Origin of the sequence: Dickeya sp. Secpp 1600, from assembly GCF_003049805.1 — a bacterium.
Classification (GTDB): Bacteria; Pseudomonadota; Gammaproteobacteria; order Enterobacterales; family Enterobacteriaceae; genus Dickeya; species Dickeya fangzhongdai.
Window position 1 is genome coordinate 3198181 of sequence record NZ_CP023484.1, and the last position, 26434, is coordinate 3224614.

The following is a 26434-nucleotide window of genomic DNA, read 5'->3' on the forward strand; positions in this document are numbered from 1 at the left end:
ATATAACAACCGATTGAATATCCAACCATAAAACGCCAACTGCAGGCTAATTTCAACCTTTTCACAACAAACGGATGCATTCGCTACACTTTCCGCTTATGCTTACCCCCCGCCATATCACTCCCTGTTTCAGGGACGTTATTTACCGACCGCCGGAGTTTTTTCATGACCCCCTTGCCGAATGTTCTGAAGATTCGTCGTCCTGACGACTGGCACCTTCATCTGCGTGACGATCAGATGCTCAAGGCTGTTTTGCCCTATACCAGCCGACTTTTCGCCAGAGCGATCGTGATGCCGAATCTGACGCCGCCCATTACTACCGCGGCCCAGGCTGAAGCATATCGGCAGCGGATTTTATCCGCCGTTCCAGCCGGCGAGACCTTCCAGCCGTTGATGACCTGTTACCTGACAGAGTCTCTGGACAAAAACGAAATCATCTCGGGCTATCAACAAGGTGTCTTTACCGCCGCCAAGCTTTATCCGGCACATGCCACCACCAATTCCAGCCACGGCGTATCGGATATCAGAACCATCTACCCGGTGTTGGAAGCGATGCAAAAACTGGGCATGCCGCTGCTGGTTCACGGCGAAGTCACCGATCCGGAAGTCGACATTTTCGATCGCGAAGCCCGTTTCATCGAGCGCATCATGGAACCGCTGCGCCAGCAGTTCCCGGAATTGAAAGTGGTGTTTGAGCACATTACCACTCGCGAAGCCGCCCAGTATGTGCAGTCTGCCGATCGTTTCGTTGCGGCCACCATCACTCCGCAGCATCTGATGTTTAATCGCAATCACATGCTGGTGGGCGGCATCCGCCCACATCTGTACTGCCTGCCGATCCTCAAGCGCAACACACACCAGCAGGCTTTGCGCGAAGCGGTCGCCAGCGGTAGCGAGAAATTCTTCCTCGGCACCGACTCCGCCCCGCATGCCAAACACCGTAAAGAATCATCCTGTGGCTGTGCCGGCGTTTTCAACGCGCAGGCCTCATTGAGCGCCTACGCCACCGTATTCGAGGAATTGAACGCTCTGGATAAACTGGAAGCGTTCTGCTCCCTGAATGGCCCACGCTTTTACGGGTTGCCGGTTAACGAAGGCACGCTTGAATTACGCCGCCAGCCGGTGCAGTTTCCGGAAGAAATTGTCGCAGGCGAAGAAACTATCATTCCGTTTCTTGCCGGCCAGAGCCTGAACTGGTCTGTCGCCTGATAGCGCCGAACTCCCTGCCAGCCAGGGAGTCACTTTGTACGCATTTTTATTCATGTTGTTGCCTTCCCTGATATACTGTATAAAAACACAGTCACATAAGAAGGCAACCATGCGTATTGAACTTACCATAGCAAAAACGACCCCGCTGCCCGCAGGCGCACTTGAAGCGCTGACCGATGAACTGAGTCACCGGGTTCATGGCATTTATCCGGATACCCCCGTACACGTCCGTTACGCTGCCGCCAATAATCTGAGCGTCTTTGGCGGTAACAAGGACGATAAAGAGAGAATATCGGAGATCCTGCAGGAGACATGGGAAAGCGCTGACGACTGGTTTATTCAAAACGAGTAGTCCTTTCTCCATCCGCACAGGTTACCTAATGGCCAGTCCTCTTGCGTCTGGCCTCTTCATTTTTTCCTCGGATATCGCGTTGAATCGCACGTTCACATTAACGAGCTGTACTATTTTTGTTCAGGAATCATCGTTCATTTCACCAGATAATTAACTGAAACATCCACTTGAGTTTTTTTTACATTTAATTTCCATAAATGAATCTGACAGAGATATACTGATATTGCTCAGCTACAAGAGCCGTCTTAAACCTCGTTTAGTCACTCACGGTAGTAACTAGTCAATAAGGGGTATTTATGGACAGAAAAAATGAGATTATTCAAACGCACCCGCTAGTAGGCTGGGATATCAGTACCGTTGACAGTTATGACGCAATGATGATCCGCCTGCATTACCTTTCTACGGCGGACCAGGCGCCAGATGAGGCGCAGGTTGACCGGACATTATGGTTAACCACGGACGTGGCAAAACAGCTTATCTCAATCCTTGAGGCTGGGATTGCCAAAATCGAATCGAATGAATATCAACCTGCCGACTATCTTAAGCATTAATATTTTTTATATTTATCACCATTCACCAATGCCATTCTCTCCCCTGACACCGCTCCCCAGAGCGGTGTCTTACCGTCTATATCTTCATTACAACAAATTTAGCATCTGATTTGTTTATAAAAATAAATTACCAAAAGAATAAAATCAGAAAAACAAATAACCCAATTTAATAAAAAAGCATTTATCTTCCTGAATTTAAATAAATAAAGAAATGTTTTAATAAACTTACACAGTCATCCTGAATAATAAATCCGAACCACCTTCAAATTTATTGAAATATAAAAATATCATATTGAATAGGTCATTTTTATATTGATTTTATGTTTACGGATGTTTAATTTCCTGAAACAAAGGTTAACCTACGATAAGGATTTCAATAATGCTTTGGCGTAATACGTCAACCCGCTATGGGCACATTAGCGTGCTGCTGCACTGGATTACCGCTGCCACAGTGTATGGCATGTTTGCATTAGGGCTATGGATGGTTGCCCTGGGATATTATGATCCCTGGTATCACAACGCGCCTGAAATACATAAAGGTATAGGCATATTGCTGTTTCTGACTCTGCTGTTCCGGGTGATATGGCGCTGGGTTTCTCCTCCTCCTCGCCCGCTATCCAGCTATTCCACACTGACCCGTATCGGCGCCACGTTGGCGCATATTTTCCTGTATCTGTTGTTATTCAGCATACTGATTAGCGGTTATCTGATTTCTACCGCCGAAGGTCAGCCAATTTCCGTCTTTGGCTGGTTCTCAGTGCCCGCTACGCTGAGCGGGATTCAGGATCAGGCGGATACCGCCGGTACCATCCATTTGTATCTTGCATGGGCGGTCGTCATTTTGTCCGTCTTGCATGCGCTGGCGGCATTTAAACATCACTTTATCGATCGTGACGCTACGTTAAAACGCATGTTGGGTAGACAGGCGGATTAATTCATTCTGGGTTCAAGGAGAAAGACCAATGTTTAAGAAAGCAATTCTGGGCGTGACTATGGCTTCCCTGTTTAGCTTCGCGGGAGCCGCTACCGCTGCCGATTATAAAATTGACAAGGAAGGACAACATGCGTTTGTTCAGTTCCGTATCAAGCATCTGGGATACAGCTGGTTATACGGTACCTTCAAGGATTTCGACGGCGCATTTACCTTTGATGAAAATAATCCTTCCGCAGACAAAGTCAGCGTAACCATCAATACCAACAGCGTTGACACCAATCATGCCGAACGTGATAAACATATTCGCAGCGCCGAATTTCTGAATGTCGCCAAGCACCCTCAGGCGACATTCGCATCCACCGAAGTGAAAAAAGACGGCGATGAATTGAAAATTACCGGCAATCTGACATTGAATGGCGTAACTAAACCGCTGACGCTGGAAGCGAAAGCGATTGGTCAGGGTAACGACCCGTGGGGGAATTATCGTGCCGGTTTCGAAGCCGAAGGAAAGCTTAAACTGAAAGATTTTAATATCACTACCGATCTTGGCCCGGCTTCTCAGGAAGTGGATCTGATCATTTCGGTTGAAGGTATTCGTCAGAAATAATAATTTGCGCAGAGTCTTTCATAGACTCTGCGCTTTTCGCCATCAGCGTTATTTTTTCTCTTCCGGGGCGGGAATACCCAGAGTGGTATTCAGCAATCCTTTAGACTTATTGAAGATCTTCATACTGATTTCACGACTTTTCCGGCGTTGACGCTGCTCTTCAAGCGGTAACCGGATCTCATCCTGGCACACGGCGCTACAGCATCCCTCATATTTTTCCGCGCACGTCGGGCATTGAATAAACAGTAAATGGCATCCCTGATTCTTACAGTTGACATGGGTATCGCACGGCTCACCGCATTGATGGCAATGGGCAATCACATCCCCGGATACTCGTTCCCCCATCCGTTCGTCAAATACAAAGTTTTTGCCGATAAACCTGAGGGGCAACCCATTGGCTTTGGCCTGCCGCACGTATTCGATGATGCCGCCTTCCACGTGATAGACATTTCTGAAACCATGATGAAGCATGTAGGCACTGGCTTTTTCACAGCGAATCCCGCCGGTGCAATACATCACGATATTCTTGTCGCGCGCGTCCGCCAGCATATCGACCGCCATCGGCAACTGCTCGCGGAACGTATCGGAAGGCACTTCAATCGCGTTTTCAAAATGGCCGACTTCATACTCATAATGATTACGCATATCCACGAACAACGTATCAGGATCGTCCGCCATCCGGTTGACCTCTTCCGCTTTGAGATACTGACCGACCTGGGTCGGATCGAAGCTGGCGTCATCAATGCCATCGGCGACAATGCGATCCCGCACTTTCATGCGTAATACCCAGAATGACTTACCGTCATCTTCCAGTGCGACATTCAGCCGAATTCCGTCCAGAGCCGGATGCGAGCCGAACAGGGCGCGGCGAAAGTCCTCAAAATGGCTGGCCGGAACGCTGATCTGCGCGTTAATGCCTTCTCTGGCGATATAAACGCGGCCGAATACCTTTACATGGCTAAAGGCGATATAGAGCGCATCGCGGAAGGCTTGCGGGTCATCCAGTTGGAAATATTTGTAAAAGGACACTGTGGTACGCGGCTCGGTTTCAGCGAGCATGCGCGCTTTCAGTTCCTCATTGGAAACACGGTTATGTAACACTGGCATGGTGTACGATCCTGTTTTTATTGAGGTGAATGGCGTTAAAATATTATGAAGGCGATGTTGCGCAAACAATAAATTGCCGCCGCATCATACACGAGGGATAGCATACTGTCAGTGAATGACGTGCATATCGGAATGTGAAATCGTTATTTCAGGCGCAGCGACATCTCTGGCAATGTTTCCCGGGTATATCTCAGACGGAGGTTATCTTCATGAGCAAACTGTTCAGCCCATTGGCATTGGGAAACCTGACGCTGCCAAACCGCATCATCATCGCGCCGATGTGCCAGTACTCAGCTGAAAATGGTAAAGCGACCGAATGGCACATGATGCATCTGGGTACGTTGTCGCATTCCGGCGCCGGATTATTGATTCTGGAAGCCACCGCCGTCCTGCCGGAAGGGCGCATCTCGCCACAGGACCTCGGCCTGTGGGACGACGATACCGAACGTGCACTGGCGCCGGTTGTACGGGGCATCCGCAAACATTCAGCCATCCCGTTGGGCATCCAGCTCGGCCATGCCGGCCGCAAAGCCTCAACCGGCGCGCCCTGGGCCAATCGAACCTTCCTGCCCCCAGAGCAAGGCGGCTGGCAGACAGTGGCGCCTTCCGCCTTGCCTTACCACCCGGATGACACCCCGCCTGTCGCCATGAGCCACGATCAAATCAAGAACCTGATTGATGCCTTTGCCGCCTCGGCCAGACGGGCAGATCGGCTGGGGTTCGATTTGATCGAGATCCACGCCGCTCACGGCTACCTGTTGCATCAATTTCTTTCGCCATTGACCAACCAGCGCGATGATGAATATGGGGGATCGCTGACCAACCGCATGCGCCTGCTGCGCGAGGTGTATATGGCTGTGCGTGAAGTGTTTCCGCCGCATAAAGCCGTGGGCGTGCGTATTTCCGCCACTGATGCCGTCGAAGGCGGCTGGGATTTGGCGCAATCCATTGAGCTAGGCCAACTGCTGCGCCAGTTGGGATGCGACTATATTCATGTCTCCAGCGGCGGTCTGTCGCCCTTACAACAAATTCATCCCGCCCCCAATTATCAGGTGCCTTTCGCACAAAAAATTCGTCAGGCAACCGGGCTGGTGACCATCGCCGTCGGCTTGATCACTGAACCGGAACAGGCAGAAGCGATTCTGGCAACTGAAGAGGCGGATGCGGTAGCCCTTGCGCGTGCGATTTTGTTCAATCCGCGCTGGCCGTGGCACGCGGCGATCCGGCTGAAAGAAAAAGTTATCGCGCCTCCCCAGTACTGGCGCTGCGAACCACATTACGCCAAAGGGCTGTTCACCCCGCTATAAATTGATGCCCCCCGCCGCCAGTGCGGGGGCTGTTCCGCCCAATGTCACCAAACGCTAAAACCCATATCCCTCAAATGTTATTATAGATACCGTGTTGAATTTGCGGATAAAAGCAACAAGCGTATTCTTTCCTTAACAACGCCGCTTTCGGCTATTCTGTTGGAAAGCGCTGATCATTATGTTAACCGTCGGCGCGTTGTTCGCCGCTTTTTGATTTTGATACTGAGGCTATGACACAAATCCCCTCTTTCCATCGCTCACTCTTACACCCTCGCTACTGGCCGACGTGGTCAGGCATTGTTCTTCTCTATCTGCTGGTGTTGCTGCCTTATCCTTTCATTTACCGCATCGGTACCGGGCTGGGAAGATTGTCCATGCGCTTTCTAAAACGCCGCGTCGCTATCGCCCATCGTAATCTGCAACTCTGTTTTCCGGATATGCCGGCAGAAGAACGGGAACAACTGGTGAAGAAAAACTTTGAATCCGTCGGCATGGGGGTGATGGAAACCGGTATGGCGTGGTTCTGGCCTGACTGGCGGGTAGAGCGCTGGTTCAAGGTGATCGGTATTGAAAATATGCAGCCTCTGCGTGAGCAAAAGCGCGGCGTATTGTTGATTGGTCTGCATTTTCTGACCCTGGAATTGGGCGCGCGCATCTTCGGTCTGCAAAATGCCGGGATCGGCGTTTACCGACCCAATGACAATAAGCTGATCGACTGGCTGCAAACCTGGGGCAGAATGCGTTCCAACAAATCTATGCTGGATCGCAAGGATTTAAAAGGCATGATTCGCGCCCTGAAACAGGGCGAAATTATCTGGTACGCTCCCGACCATGACTACGGTCCGCGCAGTAGCGTATTCGTTCCCTTATTTGCCGTCGAGAAAACGGCGACCACAGTCGGCAGTTACATGCTGGCCCGAGCCGCCAAACCCGCTATCGTCCCGTTTGTTCCCCGCCGCCTGCCGGATGCCAGGGGTTATGAATTGATTATTCAGCCGGCACAGCTGGATATTCCGCTGGAAAGCGAAGAAGCGACCGCCGCCTGGATGAACAAACTGGTTGAAGAAAATATCCTGTTGGCGCCGGACCAATATATGTGGCTGCATCGACGCTTCAAAACACGCCCTGTCGGGGAACCTTCGCTGTACTAAGCCCTGGGACAACCCAGTCAGGAAAATACGATGGATGACACCGCCCCGATTGACTGGAAACGCAATCTCTACATCGCCTGGTTGGGGTGTTTCTTTACCGGGGCCGCTTTCAGCCTGGTCATGCCTTTTCTTTCACTGTATGTCGAGCAACTCGGCATACAGGGCCATGAAGAATTGAATCTGTGGTCGGGCGTGGTTTTCAGCATTACCTTCCTGTTTTCAGCTATCGCTTCGCCGTTCTGGGGACGTCTTGCCGATCGTAAAGGGCGCAAGCTGATGCTACTGCGCTCTGCGTTAGGAATGGCGATAGTGATGGCGTTGATGGGGCTGGTGCAAAATATCTGGCAATTCCTGCTGCTCAGAGCGGCATTGGGTATCCTGGGCGGCTTCGTGCCGAATGCCAATGCGCTGATCGCCACCCAGGTTCCCCGCAATCGTAGCGGCTGGGCGCTGGGAACCCTGTCCACCGGCGCAGTGGGCGGTGCGCTGCTCGGGCCGCTCTTAGGCGGCTATCTGGCGGATACCTTTGGCTTGCGGCCGGTCTTCTTCATCACAGCGGTGGTCTTGTTCATCTGTTTTCTAATTACGCTCTTTCTCATTCGGGAACGAATTGAGCCCGTTCGGAAAAAGGACATGCTCAGCGGGCGCCAGGTGATGATTTCACTGAAAAACCCGCATCTGGTGATGAGCCTGTTTGTGACAACCATGATTATCCAGATAGCCACCGGCTCTATCGCGCCAATTCTGACGTTGTATGTGCGTGAACTGGCGGGTCAGACCGATAATCTGGCCTTTATCAGCGGCGCTATCGCCGCCATTCCGGGCGTATCGGCACTGCTGAGCGCCCCACGGTTGGGAAAACTCGGCGACAAGATTGGCCCGGAGCGCATCCTGATCGCCATGTTGATACTCTCGGTGCTGCTACTCATCCCGATGGCGTTCGTACAGTCGCCCTGGCAACTGGCGTTGCTGCGTTTCCTGCTGGGGGCCGCTGACGGCGCACTGTTACCCGCCGTGCAAACGTTGCTGATCTACCATTCTTCTCATCAGGTCGCCGGCCGGATATTCAGTTATAACCAATCATTCCGTGATGTCGGCAACGTGACGGGGCCGCTACTGGGCGCCAGCATTTCCGCCAGCTTTGGGTTCAGAGCCGTATTTCTGGTTACCGCTGCCGTCGTGATGATCAACGCGTTCTACTCATGGTTCTCTCTACGCCGCAAACCCAATCGCATACCGGTATCTGAACCTGAATAAAGCGGTTCTCCGGTGTGGGATGAACGTAATCCTGATAATGGACAGAATCAGCCCATAAAAAAAGCAACGGACTGGCCGTTGCTTTTTCGTCGATCACCCTGACTTACTGGGCGTTTTTAATCACCGGAGCGGCGAGTGCCTGATAATGGCTTCGCCAGTCGCTGTGAGTATCCGGCTGACTCCACACCCGATGGTGCAGGCGAGCCAACGTCACCGGATCGCTAATCAACGCCAGACGCAGATTGCCATCAACATCCTGCGGTTTGCGACTCAGTGCATCATTGACGCGTTGCTCGCGCATATCCTCAATCGGCTTGCTGAAGCGGTGACGCGCCGTCGCCATTGCGCTGGTCAGCGCGTTGATTGACGGATCAAAGATCGCATGCATGAAACCATGCTCCAGCTTGCGCTCACGATTGCGACGGAAATACTCATCGGTCGCCACCAGTTCACGCGGCGGCTCGAACTCTTCCGGGATCAGCAGCAGCTTGGCGCGTTTGCAGGCCAGCCCCACGCCGGCACGGCTGGACAGTACTGATACCAGCGGCGACAGGATCAACGAGAATACGATAGGCGCCAGCCACCACAGGAAGCGCAAATCCAGCCATGCCATGCCAATCGCCCAAACCAGTCCCAGCAGCAGCTGAGAACCATGGCGGGTGAAGGCTTCGCTCCAGGGTGTCGCATCATCATCACGCTGCGGTGATTTCCACTGCACCGACCATCCCAGAAACGCGCTGACCACAAACACGGTGTGGAACAGCATGCGTACCGGCGCCAGCAGCACGGAAAACAGCATTTCAATCAGCAGCGAGATAAACAGCTTGGCCACTCCGCCGTAAGACTTAGCGCCTTTAGCACATACCAGAATGACGCTCAGCAATTTCGGCAGGAACAACAGAACCAATGTTGTCGAGAACAAAGCTATCGCCAGTTCCGGCCGCCACTGCGGCCATACCGGAAACAGCTGGCGAGGTTGCAGGAAGTACTGCGGCTCCATCAGCGTATGCACCACCTGCAATGCCGTGGAGAGCGCCAGGAACATGAACCACAACGGCGCGGACAGGTAAGACATGACCCCGGTCAGGAACACCGCACGGTGCACCGGATGCATGCCTTTAACCAGGAACAGCCTGAAGTTCATCAGGTTACCGTGACACCAGCGACGGTCGCGTTTCAATTCATCCAGCAGGTTAGGCGGCAGCTCTTCATAGCTACCCGGTAGATCGTAGGCAATCCACACGCCCCACCCGGCACGACGCATCAGCGCGGCTTCAACGAAGTCATGCGACAGGATGGAACCGGCAAACGACCCTTCACCCGGCAGCGGCGCCAGTGCGCAATGCTCAATGAACGGTTTAACACGGATAATGGCGTTATGACCCCAGTAATGGGATTCACCCAATTGCCAGAAGTGCAAACCGGCGGTGAACAGCGGGCCATAAACACGAGTAGCAAACTGTTGGCAGCGGGCATACAGCGTATCCATACCCGATGCACGCGGTGCAGACTGGATAATCCCGGCTCTCGGGTTGGCTTCCATCAACCGAACCAGCGAAGTCAGGCACTCGCCGCTCATGACGCTATCGGCATCCAGCACCACCATATAGCTGTACTGATTGCCCCAGCGACGGCAGAAATCGTCGATATTGCCGCTCTTACGCTTCACACGGCGACGGCGACGGCGATAGAAGATTCGACCCGCACCGCCAACTTCACGACACAGATCCATCCACGCTTTCTGTTCGGCGACGCAAATATCCGGATCGTTACTGTCGCTGAGCACATAAATGTCGAAATGATCCAGCTCGCCGGTAGCCGCAACCGACTCGTAAGTCGCCCGCAATCCCGCAAACACACGTTCCACATCTTCGTTGCAGATCGGCATGATCAGTGCCGTGCGGTGTTCCGGATTCAGCGGTTCATTGCCGGTCGTTGTCGACGAGATACTGTATTTGTCCTTGCCGATCAGCAGCTGCAGGAACCCCATCAACGCGGTCCAGAAACCGGCCGAGACCCAACAGAACAGGATAGCGAACAGGATCAAAATCCCACTCTGCAGCACATAAGGCAGCAGTTGCATAACCGTACGCCATACGTCCTGATGCACCATCGCGAAAGGATCGATCAGCGCCCACCCCTGATAAGGAAGAATGGTCTTCATATACCAGGTAGCAATAGCGGTTTGGAACAGCGTCAGCAACAACAGGATATAGCGGCGCAACGTCCCTACCCTGCGCCAACGATTTTCCGCTTCGTTCTCTTCCGCCGTCTTGTACTGATGACGAAGTGGTTTGGAACGCCCGTTGAGCATATCCCACCAGCGCACCATCGGGTTCGTCTGCCAGGCATCAGGGAACATAGAAGCACGAGTGATACGCGGCATCGCCTGCAGCGCAGTACGCCCTTCACGGTCTTTACCCAGTTGCTTACCGCCGTTCAACCCGTCTTCCCACGCCAGTTCCAGACGACGCGGTACGGAAACCAGCGGAACATCATCCGGCGATTGCATAGTGACGACAGAATCATCAGACAAAGAATGATGCAGGGAAGACAGATCCTGAGACGAGGACAAGCTCTCACGCAGGGCCTCTGCCTGCTCGGCAGGCAGAGGCAATTTCTCGATATACTCGAGAGTAGAAGTTGATTTATTCATTAGCAGGCAGCTGATAGCTCCAGGTTTCAGTCAATGTAGTTTCGCCATTGACCAATGCCGCTCGCATTTCCGTCGGCTGCTTGTTGTCTTTCACTTTCATACGCAGTGTCAGACGCCAGCCATGGGTTACCGGATTATAGCGAACAGTGTTTTCCACAATTTCGCCGTTGTCACCGATACTGACTTGTGACGCGACCGGCGCATTCGGATCCAGCTCCTTCATTTTGCCGCCGGCGAAATCGACCAGGAATGCAGTGGTGCCGTCCGGCTGACGAATCAGATTGGACTGTTTCACATCGCCGGTTGAACGCATGGTCTGCATCACATAGGCCTGTTCCGGCGAATGCAGCGCTTCTTCATCCTTGGTGAAATGCAGGCGGTATTTAACTTCCAGCGGTTTGCCTTTCTCAGGCAGGTTTTCCGGCGTCCAGAAAGCCACGATGTTATCGTTGGTTTCATCCGCGGTCGGAATCTCTACCAGTTCCACCTTGCCTTTACCCCAGTCGCCTTTGGTTTCAATCCAGCCGCTGGGACGCAAATCGTAACGATCGTCCAGATCTTCATAACCGGAGAAATCGCGACCACGCTGCAGCAACCCGAAGCCTTTCGGATTCTCAATCGTATAGGTGCTTACCGCCAGGTGCTTCGGATTATTCAGCGGACGCCAGATCCACTCGCCGTTGCCGGCATGGATAGACAAGCCGTTGGAGTCATGCAGCGCCGGACGATAGTTCAGCGTCGGAGACGGCTGGTTCGGCCCAAACAGGAACATGCTGGTCAGCGGCGCTACGCCCAGTTTGCCCACTTTGTCGCGCAGATAAACCTTGGCTTCCACATCCATCATGCTGTCGCTGCCCGGATAGAGCACAAAGCGATAGGCGCCGACGGAACGCGGAGAATCCAGCAACGCGTAAATCACCAGGTGTTTGTCTTCCGGCTTCGGATGCTCAATCCAGAATTCGCGGAAACGCGGGAACTCCTCGCCGGACGGCAACGCCGTGTCGATAGCCAGGCCGCGGGCCGACAGACCATACACTTGTCCTTTACCCACCACGCGGAAATAGCTCGCACCCAGCATACTGAGGATTTCGTCGTGCTTATCCGCTTTGTTGATCGGGTACAGGACCTTGAAGCCTGCGAAGCCCAAATCTTTCACCGTCGCCGGATCGTGGTTGACGGAACCAAAATTGAAATAGTCGGTAGAATATTTGATTTCGTTGACTTCAGTGGCAGTCACTTCATTGATTTTGACCGGAATGTCAAAATACATACCCTGATGGTAGAACTGCAGTTTGAAAGGCGTCTGGTCCGAATTCCAGTAGGATTTGTCCTGGTTGAAGCGAATCTGCTGATAATCGGCGAATTTCATGTCGCGAAACTGGGCCGGAAGATTACTCTTTGGCGCTTCATACCCCTTTTCAGCAAGCTTTTCCGCCTTCTGCGCAACATCGTCAATGGAAAAAGCCCAAGCGTGCAATGATGTCAGAGACAGCATGACCGCAGCTGAAACCCAGCGAAGATTAGCAACCCGCTGCTTAACCCTAAATTTATTAACCAGCACATCTCCCCCTGTATGTGTGCCTAAATCAACTAAAACCCATATTAATGGATAAGTTAGCTTTCCGACAACTTGAGAAAAGAATGGTTCATCATAATAGGTCATCGTTTAAACAACATCGACACGCCTAAATGACAAACCGCCTTTTCAGGATGAAAAACCATAACGGATATCGCCCTAAAAATGCCTAGGATTAGTCCGTTGAGAAACGAGGGTAAATTTTCCTCTCACATGACCGCAGTAGCAAGAAACTTCTGGGTCTGACGCCCATTAACCGGTGTTTTATGGAAAGCGGAACGCAACTTTTTCACCTGGGATGATCAAAAAAGAACATTTTCTTAACCCTTATTCCATGATCGGGTACAGTGTCGGCTATGTTGCCTTTTTCTCATCGTCACATGTAACGCATGTCTCTGTTTGAACTGAGACAATGGCGAACCCCAGCCTGGCTGGGGATACTGGCCCTTGTCATGATCTTTCTGGCCCCGCCCATCTCGCAGTCATTGCGGGCCAGTCATCACGTTCAGATATCGCCGCGCCCACATCACCATTCGCCTTCCGCCAGCCTCTCCATGCCGGAGCATCACAGCCACCATGCCATGGTTTCTGCTGCGACGCCCAAAGGAGATATGGATAAGATGGGCATGGGCATGGGCATGGGCATGGGCATGGGCATGGATCATGCCGCCTGCGGTTACTGCGTGCTGCTTTCTTATCTGCCGCTGCTGGCATTATCAGGCCTGCTTCAAGCTGTCGTCGCCGTCTGGTCGCCTCGCTGGCAAGCGCTTCTCCCCGTCTATTCCCTGTTCCATAACCCACGTTTCCTTTCACCGCTACCCCGCGCCCCTCCTCGTGGATAAGCCATTACCATCAAAACCATTTGTTCATTAAAGCCGTGTCTGACACCGCTTACGGTCACTCTTGCTGATGGTTTTTTATCACCAGATGCCGCTGAACAACCACGCCTGTCGACAGGAGTGACATTCATCTTTGTCGACTGCTGGCTTACCCTATGCGGAGGTTTTATGTCCGAGTCAAAAACCGAGACATCCTTCATTCAGGCGGGAGCGGTCATTGATACACCGCTAACGTACGACGCGACTCGCAACAGTCAGGTCCGCTCACAGCGCGCAGCGTTGCAGGCATTGCTGATGCGGTTGCATTTTTATATCGGGTTATTCATCGGCCCGTTCATCTTTATCGCGGCTCTGACCGGCACGCTGTATGTGCTGACGCCGCAGATTGAATCAAAACTCTATTCTCACCAGTTGTTTACTGACGCCGCAGGAGCGCCTACGTTGCTGTCGCAACAAATTACGGCGGCGACCCACGCTTTGGGCGATAAGGCCCAGCACGCCCGGCTAACCGCGGTTCGCCCGGCGCCGGAAGCCGGGCAGACGACGCGGGTGATGTTTTCCCTGCCCGATCTCGGTCCATCAGAAAGTTTTGCGGTATTTGTAGATCCGGTGTCACTCGACATCCGCGGCGCGCTCACGGTATACGGCACCAGCGGCATTCTGCCGTTTCGCACCAGCCTGGATTATCTGCACCGTAGTCTGTTGCTGGGCGATCTTGGCCGAAACTACAGCGAACTGGCCGCCTCCTGGCTATGGATTGCCGCCCTGGGCGGCCTGTATATCTGGATCTCGACCCGCAAAAATCATCCTCGCCTGCATCACCGCCCCGCCGCAGGGCACCTGAGCCCAGCCCGGCAACGCCAGCGATTACGCAGCAATCACGCGGTTACCGGCCTGTTGCTGCTGGTCGGGTTGCTATTCTTTTCAGCGACCGGCCTGACCTGGTCGCGTTGGGCCGGCGACAACGTCGCCCAGCTTCGTGCGGTCATGGGCTGGCAAACGCCGTCGGTCAATACCCGCCTTGATACAGCGCCGCCCTCTCCTCCCTCGGAGCATGCCGAACACGACATGATGTCGATGCCAATGCCAATGCATCCGGCAGTCTCCCAGACCACGCCGCAAACGTTTGATAGCGTACTGGCTGCCGCCAGAGCTGCGGGAATTGATGCCGGGAAAATAGAGATTCGCCCGGCATCCAGGGCTCAGCGGGCGTGGACCGTTAGCGAAATTGATCGGGCATGGCCCACGCAGGTTGACGCCGTAGCGATTGACCCGATGACGTTCCGCGTCATCGACAAAGTCAATTTTGCCGACTATCCGCTAGTAGCCAAACTGACACGCTGGGGGATTGACGCGCATATGGGGGTACTGTTCGGACTAGCCAATCAACTGCTGCTGTCGGCATTCGGCCTCGGGCTTTGTTCTCTGATCGTCTGGGGATACCGGATGTGGTGGAGCCGTCGGCCGGCGCGTCCTTCCCCCTATAACCCACTGCAAACACTGACGACCGCCTTCCTGCAACTGAACGGCCGCCTTCGGTTGCTGGTGCTGGTTATTACGGGTGCGCTGGCGGTCAGCCTGCCGGTGATGGGGATCAGTCTGGTCATGTTCCTGTTGGTCGATATCTGGCGCTGGTCGCGACAACGTCAGACGGCGTAACATTCCGACTGACCACCGAAGGCCGGTATGACTGACGCGGGCCGGCATGTTGTATCGGCCAACGCACATGTTCAGTCAGCACGGGCGGATGTAAAAAAACCGCAGTCATAATCGACTGCGGTTTTCATTCAACATTATTACGAATCAGAAGGTCGCCCATTCCGGCGCATCAGATCCGGTTGCGTCTTTAGCGCCTGGCAAACCGGCCAGCGCCAGTCCCTTTCCTCCCGGCTGCCGCCGCGTCGTTCCTTTGTCGGACCAGTTGCTATTCAGTTTGAACACACTGACGGTTTTTGCCAGCGTTTGTGCCTGTTCCTGCAGAGAAAGCGCCGCCGCTGCAGATTCTTCCACCAGCGCCGCATTCTGCTGCGTCGTGGTATCGATCTGCCCAATCGCCAGGTTAATCTGGTTGATGCCTTCGCTCTGCTCCAGACTGGCTTTGGCGATTTCAGTGATCACGCCATCGGCGTTGTGCGCATTATCAATCACTGCGCCCATCGTCTGTTCCGTATTTTCCACCAGCGACATGCCGTCCTGCACCTTCTGCACCGAGTTATCAATCAGTTCCTTGATTTCCTTGGCCGAATTGGCGCTGCGCTGCGCCAGCGCCCGGACTTCGCTAGCCACAACGGCGAATCCCCTTCCCTGCTCACCGGCGCGGGCGGCTTCCACCGCGGCATTCAACGCCAGAATATTGGTCTGGAAGGCGATACTGTCAATCACGCCGATGATTTCCGCCATGCGCTGGGATCCGCTTCGGATTTCGCGCATTTCCCGCGTGACATCCGCCATCATTTCGCCGCTCTGGCGAACAATCTCGGAAGCCTGCCCCGCCAGCGAAGCCGCATGCTCCGTATTTGCCGCCGTATTTTTGATGGTGGCGGTCAGTTGTTCAATCGATGCGGCGGTCTGTTCCAGAGAACTGGCCTGTTCTTCGGTACGAGCGGACAGATCCTGATTGCCGGCGGCAATCTGCGATGCGGCGGAAGAAATGGTTTCCGCGCCATCACGCACCTGACTGACAATGTTACGCAGGCTGTCATTCATTTCATACAGCGCATGCAACAACTTGCCGGTTTCATCCTGCGCACAGGCAGAGGCTTCGGTAGTCAAATCGCCTTTCGCGACCTTTTCCGCCAGCGTTAACGCCTCCTGCAGCGGCTGCGTCACACTACGGGTGATCCACCAGGCGATCAGCCCTCCGGCTACGATGCTAATAATAAAAACCAGCCACAAGACCATGCGAATATCGGTATAGCTCTTTTGCACCGCTTCCCGCGCGTTCATCATCAGATCATCCTGATAGTCAATGAACTCGGCTACCTTGTCCTTATATTTTTGTTGCAACGTCAGAGAGACATTAATCAATTCTGCCACCGCGTCTTGCTTATTGCCGCGGCTGGCCAGATCCATCAGCTTATTTCCCGATACGCTATATTCACTACGAATCTGTTGAATATCACTTAGCAGACTGGCTGAGCGAGCATCTTTGACATTTTTGCTTAAATCGGCCAGCAAGGCCGTAATCTCCGCAGAATGTCCCTTGGTTTCTTCATTCTTGCGTTTAATATCCTCATTAGAATCCAGCATCAATATGAGTTGCTGTCCCAATAGGGCATTATTCAGCTCATCGATCAGTTTATTTCCTTTTGCCGTCATCGGATAAAGTTCGGAAACGGTATAATCCATCTTACGGTTAAAATCGCTCAGATTACTTAATGCCACCGCCCCTGCGATCAGTAGCATAATGATAAGAAATGAAAATCCGATTGCCAGTCTATAGCCTATTTTTAAATTAGAAAAATTCATTGCAAGCCCCTTTAATAAAATCCTTTCGGTTACAATCCAATTAAAAATCAAGTGGCAAATAATTTATATTTACCAGGCTCCATACCTTAAGAAAGTCATTCCATTGCAAGATGAACCATCGGCAAGCCATCGCTGCCCGGGCAGCAGAGAAACGGGGTGAGGTAACAGCACAGAGCTCTTACCTGCACGCCATGCAGTAGAGTCTGAATGATGGAACCCGGTATGGGTGAAAGTCGAACCAATCCAGTCGGCGCAATGAACACGCCAACGTGTTATTCCAGTCCTGGGAATCATTTTATCCTCCGTGATCATCAATTCCCGCCATGAATCAGCAGGTGAAGTAACCATGCCACGGTTCAGGCCAAAACCTAAACCGCGGCACGGTTATTTATTCCGGCTATTGATTAACAATAATCGGATGCGGCATCCTGCCATCCCCATTATCAGCGCAATCACCTTGTCTAAGACCACGCTGATAGCGGATTGTTTCACATTATAAAAGGAATGATAAGTGCGTTGTTGTTAATACAAAAAAAATCTTACAGAAATTTCTACCTCGTCACGCGATAACTCACGTGACTTTCCATACAAGAAATATCATTACGCCCAAAATTTTTCTTCTGAAATTGGCGTCAGTCTACGATAGAACAGAAAAATACTCGACAAATTTTGGTAAAACCAGCCGAATATTTACGCTTTCAGAGTAATGTTCTAACAGAAAAGTGAATCTTATTTCATTCAGATACCTTTCGTCTTACCTGCTTAATGGTTATTCCTCGCTATTACGCTCGATGATTCTTACCCGGTTTTTAACGATTATCGACCGGGAATTGCCACGTTCTCTCCATTTACCGTCCCTTTGAGGTTAAGTAAGTAGAATACCGTAAGAGTTCCGCCAGATTATCTGAAATCGTCGCCCGCGCCTTGTCACGTACAGATATCATCCACGTTGCCACAGGCGCGTTCGCCCCTGACGTCCGCTATACGCGAGCCAAAAGAAAAAATGGGGAAATGAGGAAGAACAGCATGAAGGTGGGATGAATGCTGTATCCCTGCGATGGATACAGCATGCGAAAGCCGGAATTACTTCTTCCTGGAAGTGCCTTTGCCTTTCAGCAGCTGACGAAGTTTTTTGATTTCCTTCGCCGTCAGCGGTTGCTCCACGATCTCTTCCGTATTCTGACTATCAACGATCTCTGCCTCATCAGCGTCATGGGCATGGTCTTCGATATCAAAACTTTTCAGCAAACGAGCACTGACCTCAGCACTGATCGAGACCTCGTTTTCCAGCGCAGCCGCTTTGATCTTTTCTTTCAGATCCAACGGGATTTTCAGTGACAGACTTGATATCTCACTCATTTCATTACCTTTATGGCAGGAGAAAATCTCAAACTATGCCAGTCTCCTGATAAAGTCCATACTGAAACAAAAAATTAATATAAATGTCATGAAAACCACAAAAAAATATAAACAAGCATACTTTTGATGTGATATAGATCGCAGTTTTATCTCACATTTTTCATCCGGCGTTTTATCTTTGTCATATCGGCTGTCTGCGCCGGATAGATTTAACATTTTCAGCTATCCGTTCCACCTGTAAATAAATAGCCGCTGAAAAAATTATCAATTGAGGTTCGGATTCTTCCGGATCTGTATTCTTTGACACGTCCGTCAAAAATAAATAGAGACTGCGCGTAATATTATTACAACGAATGCACGGCTGACCGACGGCGCCAACAACGCGATACCACGTTGTTAACATTTTACCGACGCATCAGCCGACAGATGACGGCTCACCGGTACGTTGAGGCGAACCAAAGCGCTCCGCCAGCGGCCGCGTAGCGGGGGTTGTCCATCCGCGGGCGCATCCGGGCATCAGGCAGGTTAATCGATTGATCGAAAAGTTTTAACAGCATAGAATACGCGCCCCTGTAACCATAAGGAAGTAAATGTGTCACACCATCACCTGTGGGAAATGATCAGAACCCTCTATTTCCTGGGCCTTTCGGTCTCGATGCTATTTACTTTTTTTATGAGCAAAGATAATTCTCTGACCATGCGCTTTCTGGCCTCAATATTAATCGGCGTCACCTGGCCATTAAGTTTTCCAGTGGTGATCGTTTTTTCATTTTTTTAATTATTATCACTTAATGAATTAGCAGACATGATATTTGCTGCCCGGTTCAAAATGCGGGTCGTACGGAAAATGAGGATTCGCCAGCGCTGATGTCTGTTCTGTTTAACAGTCAGACCGTTTTCTGTCGCTGGCATACATTAATCAGGCTATTCGTTTTCCGGCGGCTGGTTCAGCATCGCTTGCAGATCCTGTCTGAGCAGCGACATCTGGCTGGCATATTTCTCTTTATGCTCTGCGTCTTCGATCAACTGCACGATCGTCTCCGACAGGGTAACGCCGCGGCGCTGCGCCAGCGCCGCCAGACGCTGCCAGACCAGATATTCAAGATCGATGGATTTCTTGCGGGTATGCTGGTGCTCGGCGTTGAAGTGCCGTTTGCGCCGGGCGCGGATCGTCTGTTTCATGCGGTTTTCCAGAGCCGGATTCATGCACTGCGCAATCCACTCCAGCACCAGTACTGGCTGGCTTTCCATTTTCAGCAATCGATCTACGGCTTCATCGGCCGCGCTTTGCTCGATAAAGCGCGTGACTGGCTCGCCTTCGCGATGTTTTTTGACCAGGTACTTCCACTTCCAGCCGCACTCAAGATTTTTTAGTTGTTGATATTTCATACATTATTCTTTAGTGACCGTGTAACGTGCCTGAACTTGTCCCCATTGTTGCCCGATATTCCCGTTTCAGGCAATGCCTTGCTGACTATTTTTCGTCCAAAAATTCGCCTGTGGATGTTCTCTTGTTCGCATCTCCGGACTCAGTGCATATGCAGCCCCAAGAATTCTTGTATAATTACGGTTTTCCTTTAAACGATTACAGCAGATACTTTGACCAGTAACCGACTCGAATGGCAGCAACTGCTGCCCGATCATACGCCATATCAGACATTATTCTCCCAGGCAGCCCAACTTGCCCCCGCCGAGTTCTCAGCGGTACAGCCGCGCCTGGCCGATGCGCTGACGATTTTCTGCCATCCCCGCTCGCCTTCCCGATTCATGTTGTTGAAGGCACAGGAGAACAACGCTTATCTGGCACTGATTGCCAATGCCATCGCTCATCTACCGGCCCGACAATCGGAAACGCTGCATGGTAACCGTTATCAGATCGACGGTCGTCAAATCAGTATCCAGCCAGCCCAATATCCGGATGACAATTTTGCGGCCACCCTGCGCTGCGGCTATCAGGAGTGGATCGAGCCGGAACAGCTGTTTGGCTGTGTGCGGGTGTACAAAGACGATATCAGCCTGCAGCCCGGCCTGCTCCATCGCGTCAACGGCGGTACGCTGATTCTGTCCGCCCGAACATTACTGGCGCAGCCGCTGATGTGGCTGCGGCTCAAGCAGATCATCATTGACGGTCAGTACCACTGGCTGTCTCCCGACGAACGGCGGCCCTTGCCAGTAGAGATTCCGCCGATGCCGGTCGATTTGCGTCTGATCGTGCTTGGCGATCGTGAAAGCCTGGGCGATATCCATGAGATGGAGCCGGAGCTGGGCGAACTGGCGATTTATGGCGAATTTGAATCACAGTTGCAGTTGATCGAACCCGAAGACATGGTGCACTGGTGTTCCTACATCAATGCGTTATGCCTGGAAAACCAGTTGCCGCTGCTGGCCGCCGATGCCTGGCCGGAACTGTTTACGCTGGCGGTGCGCTATAGCGGCGATCAGGGCAATGTCCCCTTGTGCCCGCAGTGGCTGCTCCATCAGCTCAAACACGCCGCGCTCTATGCCCGTCAGGAAGACATCACCGGGCAGGCTATTATTGATGCCGTTACCGCGCGTCGCTGGCGTGAAGGTTACCTGTCCGAACGTATGCAGGACGAAATCGAGCTTGGTCAGATCCTGATCGAAACCGAAGGCGACATGATCGGTCAGGTTAATGGGTTATCAGTGCTGGAGTATCCCGGTTATCCGCTGATGTTTGGCGAACCGACCCGCATCAGCTGCGTGGTGCACCCGGGCGACGGCGAGCTGACCGACGTCGAGCGCAAGGCTGAGCTGGGCGGCAACCTGCACGCCAAAGGCATGATGATTATGCAGGCATTCCTGATTTCCGAACTGGAACTGGAACAGCAGTTGCCGTTTTCCGCATCGATCGTGTTTGAACAGTCCTACAGTGAAGTCGATGGCGACAGCGCCTCGCTGGCTGAGCTCAGCGCGCTGGTCAGCGCCCTGTCGCTGCTCCCCATCAATCAACAGTTGGCCGTCACCGGCTCTGTCGACCAGTTTGGGCATGTGCAACCGATCGGCGGCGTCAACGAAAAAATCGAAGGCTTTTTCGAAGTATGCCAGCGTCGTGGTCTGACCGGCAAACAGGGCGTAATTATTCCAGCGACCAATCAGCGTCATCTGTGTCTGCAGCCGGAAGTGGTCGACGCCGTGCGTGAAGGGCAATTCCATATCTACATCGTGGATTCGGTGGCCGAAGCGCTGATGCTGTTGACCCAGATGCCGTATGATGACGATCGGCAGCCCAGTCTGCTGGCGGCGATCCGCGAGCGGATCGCGCAGTTGGCGCCTCCGGAACGCCGCCGCTTCCCGTGGTTTTTCCGTTGAGGAAACTGGTTGGTCCAGAAGCAACAGACTTGCTCAGCGTACATCTGTACGCTAACCTGCGTGCTCCACAAAAACAGGGCTTATAGAAACATGGTAGACAAACGCGATTCCTATTCCAAAGAAGACCTTTTCGCCAGCGGACGCGGTGAACTGTTTGGTCCGCAGGGACCACAACTGCCGGCCGGCAACATGCTGATGATGGATCGTGTCATCTCGATGACCGAAGAAGGTGGTCTGCATGGAAAAGGCTATGTGGAAGCAGAACTGGATATCCGTCCGGATCTGTGGTTCTTCGGTTGCCACTTCATCGGCGATCCGGTGATGCCAGGCTGCCTGGGTCTGGATGCCATGTGGCAATTGGTAGGCTTCTATCTCGGCTGGCTGGGCGGCGAAGGAAAAGGCCGCGCACTGGGCGTGGGCGAAGTGAAATTCACCGGTCAGGTACTGCCGGAGGCGAAAAAAGTGACTTATCGCATTCACTTTAAACGCGTTATCAACCGTAAGCTGATCATGGGCATCGCAGATGGTGAAGTTCTGGTCGACGGTCGTCTCATCTACACCGCAACCGACCTGAAAGTGGGTCTGTTCAAAGATACCAGCACCTTCTGACAGCAGATAAAACGCGGCGCTAACGCCGCGTTTTGCTATGAAGGGCAATGCCGACACAGGTTATCCCTTCCCTTCAACACACTCTCTTACCGCCGTTTTTTATCTGCGATTTCCCTGCACGGCTACTCGTCATATGACAACGTGCCGCATGGCGTATATTGCTGTTGAGGGTTCATTCCGGATGAGCCGACACGGAGCTCGCGACATAAAAATCCGCCTCGCTGGGTGGTAACGGCGTACGTCCGCGAATCCGATCGGCGATTTTCTCCGCCATCATGATCGTGGTGGCGTTGAGGTTACCGGTAATAATCTGCGGCATGATCGACGCATCCACCACCCGCAATCCGGAAAGCCCGTGCACCTGCCCCTGACCGTCCACCACCGCCATCGCATCCTGCCCCATCTTGCAGGAACCGCAAGGATGGTAGGCGGTTTCCGCCTGCCGGCGAATAAACGCATCCAGCTCGTTGTCACTCTGCGCCTGCGGCCCCGGACTGATTTCTGCCCCCCGATAACGATCCAACGCCGGCTGCGATATGATTTCCCGGGTAATGCGAATCGCCGCGCGAAACTCCTGCCAGTCCTGTTCAGTCGACATATAGTTGAACAGAATACTCGGGTGTTGACGCGGATCGCCGGATCGCAGATGGACACGGCCGCGGCTTGGCGAACGCATCGATCCGACATGCGCCTGAAAACCGTGTTCACGCACGGCCTGAGAGCCGTTGTAATTGATCGCCACCGGTAAAAAGTGGAATTGCAGGTTAGGCCAGTCAAATGCTTCGCTGCTGCGAATAAACCCACCGGCTTCAAACTGATTGCTGGCGCCGATACCGGTACCGAAAAACAACCATTCGGCGCCAATCTTCGGCTGATTGATCCACTTCAGCGCCGGATAAAGCGAAACCGGCTGTTTACAGCGGTACTGCAGATACATTTCCAGATGATCCTGCAGATTCTGCCCCACCCCCGGCAAATGCTGCACCAGCGGAATATCCAGACTGCGCAACAAATCCGCCGGGCCGACGCCGGAGCGCTGCAATATCTGCGGCGATGCAATCGCTCCCGCGCACAGCAGGACTTCACGCCGGGCGAAAACCTGCTGCGGCTGATTGCTGTCGCCACGCAGATAGCTGACGCCGATCGCCCGCTTGCCGTCGAACAGGAGGCGATCGGTCAGCGCATGGGTCACGATGGTCAGATTCGCTCGCCCCCGCGCCATGTCCAGATAACCGCGGGCGGTGCTGGCCCGGCGTCCGTCGGGGGTTACCGTGCGATCCATGGGGCCAAACCCTTCCTGCTGATAGCCGTTCAGGTCATCCGTACGCGGATAACCCGCCTGTACGCCTGCGGCGACCATCGCATGAAAAAGCTCGTTGTTTCCCGCTTTGGGTGTCGTCACACACACCGGTCCCTGATCGCCGTGATATGCATCAGCGCCGCTATCGCGCCGTTCCGCCAGGCGAAAATACGGCAGGCAGTCGCGATAGCGCCAGTCTGCCAGGCCGGGCAAGCACGCCCAGTGTTCAAAATCCATAGCGTTGCCGCGGATGTAGCACATGCCGTTGATCAGCGACGATCCGCCCAATCCTTTACCGCGCCCGCACTCCATCCGCCGGTTATCCATATACGGCTCAGGATCGGTTTCATACGCCCAGTTGTAGCGCCGCCCTTGTAACGGCCAGGCCAGTGCGGCTGGCATCTGAGTTCGAAAATCCAGCCGGTAATCGGGGCCGCCCGCCTCCAGCAGCAAAACACTGACATCCGGGTCTTCCGTCAACCGGGCGGCCAGCACGTTGCCGGCAGAGCCGGCGCCAATAATGATGTAGTCATAATCCATGTCATTCTCCGTCAGCATTAAAAAATCGGATTGAAATCTCCCAGTTCGACCTGAATGGATTTGGTTTGGGTGTAACTTTGCAACGTGACGATGCCGTTTTCACGTCCGATGCCCGAGTGCTTGTAACCGCCAACCGGCATCTGCGCCGGCGATTCGCCCCAGGTGTTGATCCAGCCGATTCCGGCCTGCAACTGATGGATAACCCGATGCGCCCGGCTGATATCGCGCGTCACCACGCCAGCCGCCAATCCATAATCGGTAGCGTTGGCGCGCCGAATCACCTCTTCTTCATCGCCGTATGTGAGGATGCTCATCACCGGCCCGAAAATCTCTTCGCGCACGATGGTCATGTCATCCCGGCAATCGGTGAATACCGTGGGAGCCACCCAGGCGCCGCGAGCGAATGCGTCGCCTTCAGGCACATCGCCTCCGGTCAACAATCTGGCGCCTTGTGTCTTGCCGAGTTCGATGTAACGCAGCACTGACTCCCGGTGGGCAACGCTCACCAGCGGACCAAAATTCACCGTTAGGTCGGTCGGGTCGCCCATGCGGATACGAGCCACGCGCTCAAGAATTTTGTGCTCAAAAGCCCGCTTCAGCGCAGCCGGGATAAATACCCGCGTACCATTGGTACACACCTGGCCGCTACTGAAAAAGTTGGCCGCCATGGCGATATCGGCGGCCCGATCCAAATCGGCGTCATCAAAAATAATCAGCGGCGATTTGCCGCCCAGTTCCATCGTCACCGCTTTAAGGCTGGACTCAGCGGCATTCGCCATCACCGTTTTGCCGCTCACCACACCGCCGGTAAAAGACACTTTGGCGATGCCGGGATGACGCGTCAGCGCCTGACCAACGCGCTTGCCGCTACCGGTCAGTACATTGAATACGCCCGCCGGCAGCCCCGCCTCATGATAGATCTCCGCCAGTTGCAAGGTTGTCAGCGAGGTCAGTTCGCTGGGTTTAAAGATCATGGCGTTGCCCGCCGCCAGCGCAGGGGCGGATTTCCAGAGCGCAATCTGAATCGGGTAATTCCAGGCGCCAATCGCCGCCACCACGCCCAACGGCTCTCGCCGGGTATAGACAAAGGACAGATCGCGCAGCGGGATCTGCTGCCCTTCCAGCGATGGTGCCAGCCCGGCGTAATACTCCAGCACATCAGCCCCGGTGGCGATGTCCACTGCTCGGGTTTCCGCCAACGGTTTGCCGGTATCATGGGTTTCCATCAATGCCAGCTCGTCATTGCGTTCGCGAAGTATCGCCACGGTGCGCTGCAACACCCGCGCCCGTTGTATCGTCGTCATCGCAGCCCATACGCGTTGCCCATGCTGCGCAGACGCGACCGCCCGTTCGATATCGCCGACCGTGGCTTCCTGTAGCTGGGCGATGACTTCGCCCGTCGCCGGATTAACGGCAGGAAAGCTGTCGTTACCGTCGCTGTTGACCCGTTCGCCGTGGATAAACAGCGGCTGTAAACCATAACGTGACATGATCAGTTCTCCTGTTCAGGTGTGGCGCAGGGCGCTGTCCTCAGCAGACAGTCGATAAAGTGGCAGGCAACCGCCAGAGACTCCTCCCGGTTCCCCTCCTTGTCGTTCAGCGCGCTGCGCAGCCACAATCCGTCAATTAGCCCCGCCAAACCTCTTGCCGCGCGGCGCGCCTCTTCACGCGGTAAACAGCGACGAAATTCGACGCACAGGTTGGAATAAAGCCGGCGGCTGCTGACGCGCTGCAGTCGGTAAAGGTTGGGGGAATGCATGCTGCTGGCCCAAAAGGCCAGCCAGGTTTTCATCGCTGCGGCGCTGGTTTGGCTCGCATCGAAATTCCCTGCCACCATCGCCTGTAACCGTAACCTGGGGTCGTCTGACGTCAGCGCGGCCAGACGCGTCCTGACGGCGGTGCCCAGCAGACGCAACAGGTAACGCATGGTGGCGTCAAGCAGGCCATTTTTGTCCTGAAAATAGTGGCTGATGATGCCGTTAGAAACGCCCGCTCGTCGGGCAATCTGCGCAATGGACGCCTCATGCAGTCCCACTTCGTCAATCGCCATCAATGTGGCGTCGATCAATTGCTGTCGCCTGATCGGTTGCATCCCGACTTTGGGCATAAACACCTCCTGCGGCGGACGTATTACGGCTGCGTCAGCCGAATTGTTGTCTGGTTATAAAGGGTTCATTGAAACTTTTTTTAATTGAACGATCAATCAAAAATAAATCCGCCCCACAAATCGCAGGAACGACGACAACCGCGAGAGATCGATCAGCTCACGTTTTTGCGATCAA

At 53.5% G+C, this 26434-nt stretch carries 22 protein-coding genes; 13 read left to right on the forward strand and 9 right to left on the reverse strand.

Annotation, left to right across the window (positions count from 1 at the left end):
• The first annotated feature begins 165 nt into the window (after positions 1-165).
• The 5 genes from pyrC (at position 166) to CPA59_RS14125 (ending at position 3653) form a co-directional block, all read left to right on the forward strand.
• The gene (gene pyrC, locus CPA59_RS14105; protein ID WP_038919526.1) at positions 166-1209 is read left to right on the forward strand and encodes a dihydroorotase; all 1044 of its coding nucleotides are present in this window, start codon (positions 166-168) and stop codon (positions 1207-1209) included.
• Between the two features lie 109 nt (positions 1210-1318).
• Positions 1319-1561, forward strand: coding sequence for a DNA damage-inducible protein I (gene dinI, locus CPA59_RS14110; protein ID WP_038919528.1), 243 nt, complete (start codon positions 1319-1321; stop codon positions 1559-1561).
• 296 nt (positions 1562-1857) lie between these two features.
• Positions 1858-2112 (forward strand): biofilm formation regulator BssS, encoded by a 255-nt coding sequence (gene bssS, locus CPA59_RS14115; RefSeq protein WP_013318447.1) that lies wholly within the window; start codon positions 1858-1860, stop codon positions 2110-2112.
• A 379-nt stretch (positions 2113-2491) separates the two neighbouring features.
• Positions 2492-3046, forward strand: a complete 555-nt coding sequence (locus tag CPA59_RS14120) for a cytochrome b (RefSeq protein WP_107759771.1) — start codon at positions 2492-2494, stop codon at positions 3044-3046.
• A gap of 28 nt (positions 3047-3074) precedes the next feature.
• Positions 3075-3653, forward strand: a complete 579-nt coding sequence (locus tag CPA59_RS14125) for a YceI family protein (RefSeq protein ID WP_038667996.1) — start codon at positions 3075-3077, stop codon at positions 3651-3653.
• Positions 3654-3701: 48 nt separating this feature from the next.
• Here the strand turns inward: CPA59_RS14125 and CPA59_RS14130 are convergent, their stop codons facing one another.
• Positions 3702-4760, reverse strand: coding sequence for a rhodanese-related sulfurtransferase (locus CPA59_RS14130; protein ID WP_107759773.1), 1059 nt, complete (start codon positions 4758-4760; stop codon positions 3702-3704).
• 209 nt (positions 4761-4969) lie between these two features.
• Between CPA59_RS14130 and CPA59_RS14135 the strand changes: the two genes are divergently transcribed.
• From CPA59_RS14135 to mdtG, 3 genes are all read left to right on the forward strand, one after another.
• Positions 4970-6067, forward strand: a complete 1098-nt coding sequence (locus tag CPA59_RS14135) for an NADH:flavin oxidoreductase/NADH oxidase (protein WP_107759775.1) — start codon at positions 4970-4972, stop codon at positions 6065-6067.
• A gap of 230 nt (positions 6068-6297) precedes the next feature.
• Complete coding sequence (locus CPA59_RS14140) at positions 6298-7218, forward strand: Kdo(2)-lipid IV(A) acyltransferase (protein ID WP_107759776.1); 921 nt, start codon at positions 6298-6300, stop codon at positions 7216-7218.
• Between the two features lie 30 nt (positions 7219-7248).
• The gene (mdtG, locus tag CPA59_RS14145) at positions 7249-8475 is read left to right on the forward strand and encodes a multidrug efflux MFS transporter MdtG (RefSeq protein WP_038919532.1); all 1227 of its coding nucleotides are present in this window, start codon (positions 7249-7251) and stop codon (positions 8473-8475) included.
• 103 nt (positions 8476-8578) lie between these two features.
• Here the strand turns inward: mdtG and mdoH are convergent, their stop codons facing one another.
• Together mdoH and CPA59_RS14155 are read right to left on the reverse strand one after the other, a co-directional pair.
• A complete protein-coding gene (gene mdoH / locus CPA59_RS14150; RefSeq protein ID WP_038919533.1) occupies positions 8579-11131 on the reverse strand; it encodes a glucans biosynthesis glucosyltransferase MdoH in 2553 nt (850 codons plus the stop codon).
• Complete coding sequence (locus CPA59_RS14155; RefSeq protein ID WP_107759778.1) at positions 11124-12626, reverse strand: glucan biosynthesis protein G; 1503 nt, start codon at positions 12624-12626, stop codon at positions 11124-11126. Before CPA59_RS14155 ends, mdoH begins: the two co-directional genes overlap by 8 nt.
• Positions 12627-13096: 470 nt before the next feature.
• On the opposite strand from CPA59_RS14155, the gene CPA59_RS14160 reads away from it, so the two are divergent.
• Together CPA59_RS14160 and CPA59_RS14165 are read left to right on the forward strand one after the other, a co-directional pair.
• Positions 13097-13549 carry a DUF2946 domain-containing protein gene (locus tag CPA59_RS14160; RefSeq protein WP_107759780.1) on the forward strand — a complete coding sequence of 151 codons (453 nt, stop codon included), beginning with the start codon at positions 13097-13099 and terminating at the stop codon, positions 13547-13549.
• 165 nt (positions 13550-13714) lie between these two features.
• Positions 13715-15205: a PepSY domain-containing protein gene (locus tag CPA59_RS14165; protein WP_107759782.1), complete on the forward strand. Its 1491-nt coding sequence runs from the start codon at positions 13715-13717 to the stop codon at positions 15203-15205.
• Positions 15206-15349: 144 nt separating this feature from the next.
• Here CPA59_RS14165 and CPA59_RS14170 read toward each other — a convergent pair whose 3' ends face one another.
• Both CPA59_RS14170 and CPA59_RS14175 read right to left on the reverse strand, forming a co-directional pair.
• A complete protein-coding gene (locus CPA59_RS14170; protein ID WP_038919537.1) occupies positions 15350-17014 on the reverse strand; it encodes a methyl-accepting chemotaxis protein in 1665 nt (554 codons plus the stop codon).
• 1083 nt (positions 17015-18097) lie between these two features.
• Positions 18098-18373 (reverse strand): hypothetical protein, encoded by a 276-nt coding sequence (locus CPA59_RS14175; RefSeq protein WP_038667978.1) that lies wholly within the window; start codon positions 18371-18373, stop codon positions 18098-18100.
• Between the two features lie 592 nt (positions 18374-18965).
• Here CPA59_RS14175 and CPA59_RS14180 point away from each other — a divergent pair.
• Positions 18966-19151 carry a GhoT/OrtT family toxin gene (locus CPA59_RS14180; RefSeq protein WP_023637881.1) on the forward strand — a complete coding sequence of 62 codons (186 nt, stop codon included), beginning with the start codon at positions 18966-18968 and terminating at the stop codon, positions 19149-19151.
• A 146-nt stretch (positions 19152-19297) separates the two neighbouring features.
• Here the strand turns inward: CPA59_RS14180 and matP are convergent, their stop codons facing one another.
• Positions 19298-19762 carry a macrodomain Ter protein MatP gene (matP, locus tag CPA59_RS14185; RefSeq protein ID WP_022634045.1) on the reverse strand — a complete coding sequence of 155 codons (465 nt, stop codon included), beginning with the start codon at positions 19760-19762 and terminating at the stop codon, positions 19298-19300.
• Between the two features lie 210 nt (positions 19763-19972).
• Here matP and CPA59_RS14190 point away from each other — a divergent pair, with 210 nt between their 5' ends.
• The gene (locus CPA59_RS14190) at positions 19973-21703 is read left to right on the forward strand and encodes a Lon protease family protein (RefSeq protein WP_049855062.1); all 1731 of its coding nucleotides are present in this window, start codon (positions 19973-19975) and stop codon (positions 21701-21703) included.
• Between the two features lie 90 nt (positions 21704-21793).
• Positions 21794-22312, forward strand: a complete 519-nt coding sequence (gene fabA, locus CPA59_RS14195; protein ID WP_033567674.1) for a bifunctional 3-hydroxydecanoyl-ACP dehydratase/trans-2-decenoyl-ACP isomerase — start codon at positions 21794-21796, stop codon at positions 22310-22312.
• A 172-nt stretch (positions 22313-22484) separates the two neighbouring features.
• Here the strand turns inward: fabA and betA are convergent, their stop codons facing one another.
• From betA to betI, 3 genes are read right to left on the reverse strand one after another with little or no spacing between them, the layout of a single operon-like run.
• Complete coding sequence (betA, locus tag CPA59_RS14200; RefSeq protein WP_107760850.1) at positions 22485-24152, reverse strand: choline dehydrogenase; 1668 nt, start codon at positions 24150-24152, stop codon at positions 22485-22487.
• Positions 24153-24169: 17 nt separating this feature from the next.
• Positions 24170-25642 (reverse strand): betaine-aldehyde dehydrogenase, encoded by a 1473-nt coding sequence (betB, locus tag CPA59_RS14205; protein WP_107759784.1) that lies wholly within the window; start codon positions 25640-25642, stop codon positions 24170-24172.
• A 2-nt stretch (positions 25643-25644) separates the two neighbouring features.
• Positions 25645-26259: a transcriptional regulator BetI gene (betI, locus tag CPA59_RS14210; protein ID WP_038919543.1), complete on the reverse strand. Its 615-nt coding sequence runs from the start codon at positions 26257-26259 to the stop codon at positions 25645-25647.
• Positions 26260-26434 lie beyond the last annotated feature (175 nt).

Excerpts from the sequence above, each read along its gene's own strand:
- pyrC (WP_038919526.1), top strand. The coding sequence starts at position 166 with ATGACCCCCTTGCCGAATGTTCTGAAGATTCGTCGTCCTGACGACTGG.
- CPA59_RS14175 (WP_038667978.1), bottom strand. The coding sequence starts at position 18,373 with ATGAGTGAGATATCAAGTCTGTCACTGAAAATCCCGTTGGATCTGAAA.
- matP (WP_022634045.1), bottom strand. The coding sequence starts at position 19,762 with ATGAAATATCAACAACTAAAAAATCTTGAGTGCGGCTGGAAGTGGAAG.
- CPA59_RS14165 (WP_107759782.1), top strand. The coding sequence starts at position 13,715 with ATGTCCGAGTCAAAAACCGAGACATCCTTCATTCAGGCGGGAGCGGTC.
- dinI (WP_038919528.1), top strand. The coding sequence starts at position 1,319 with ATGCGTATTGAACTTACCATAGCAAAAACGACCCCGCTGCCCGCAGGC.
- betB (WP_107759784.1), bottom strand. The coding sequence starts at position 25,642 with ATGTCACGTTATGGTTTACAGCCGCTGTTTATCCACGGCGAACGGGTC.
- betA (WP_107760850.1), bottom strand. The coding sequence starts at position 24,152 with ATGGATTATGACTACATCATTATTGGCGCCGGCTCTGCCGGCAACGTG.
- bssS (WP_013318447.1), top strand. The coding sequence starts at position 1,858 with ATGGACAGAAAAAATGAGATTATTCAAACGCACCCGCTAGTAGGCTGG.
- CPA59_RS14135 (WP_107759775.1), top strand. The coding sequence starts at position 4,970 with ATGAGCAAACTGTTCAGCCCATTGGCATTGGGAAACCTGACGCTGCCA.
- CPA59_RS14155 (WP_107759778.1), bottom strand. The coding sequence starts at position 12,626 with ATGCTGTCTCTGACATCATTGCACGCTTGGGCTTTTTCCATTGACGAT.
- CPA59_RS14120 (WP_107759771.1), top strand. The coding sequence starts at position 2,492 with ATGCTTTGGCGTAATACGTCAACCCGCTATGGGCACATTAGCGTGCTG.
- CPA59_RS14160 (WP_107759780.1), top strand. The coding sequence starts at position 13,097 with ATGTCTCTGTTTGAACTGAGACAATGGCGAACCCCAGCCTGGCTGGGG.
- CPA59_RS14125 (WP_038667996.1), top strand. The coding sequence starts at position 3,075 with ATGTTTAAGAAAGCAATTCTGGGCGTGACTATGGCTTCCCTGTTTAGC.
- betI (WP_038919543.1), bottom strand. The coding sequence starts at position 26,259 with ATGCCCAAAGTCGGGATGCAACCGATCAGGCGACAGCAATTGATCGAC.
- mdtG (WP_038919532.1), top strand. The coding sequence starts at position 7,249 with ATGGATGACACCGCCCCGATTGACTGGAAACGCAATCTCTACATCGCC.
- CPA59_RS14170 (WP_038919537.1), bottom strand. The coding sequence starts at position 17,014 with ATGAATTTTTCTAATTTAAAAATAGGCTATAGACTGGCAATCGGATTT.
- CPA59_RS14130 (WP_107759773.1), bottom strand. The coding sequence starts at position 4,760 with ATGCCAGTGTTACATAACCGTGTTTCCAATGAGGAACTGAAAGCGCGC.
- fabA (WP_033567674.1), top strand. The coding sequence starts at position 21,794 with ATGGTAGACAAACGCGATTCCTATTCCAAAGAAGACCTTTTCGCCAGC.
- CPA59_RS14140 (WP_107759776.1), top strand. The coding sequence starts at position 6,298 with ATGACACAAATCCCCTCTTTCCATCGCTCACTCTTACACCCTCGCTAC.
- mdoH (WP_038919533.1), bottom strand. The coding sequence starts at position 11,131 with ATGAATAAATCAACTTCTACTCTCGAGTATATCGAGAAATTGCCTCTG.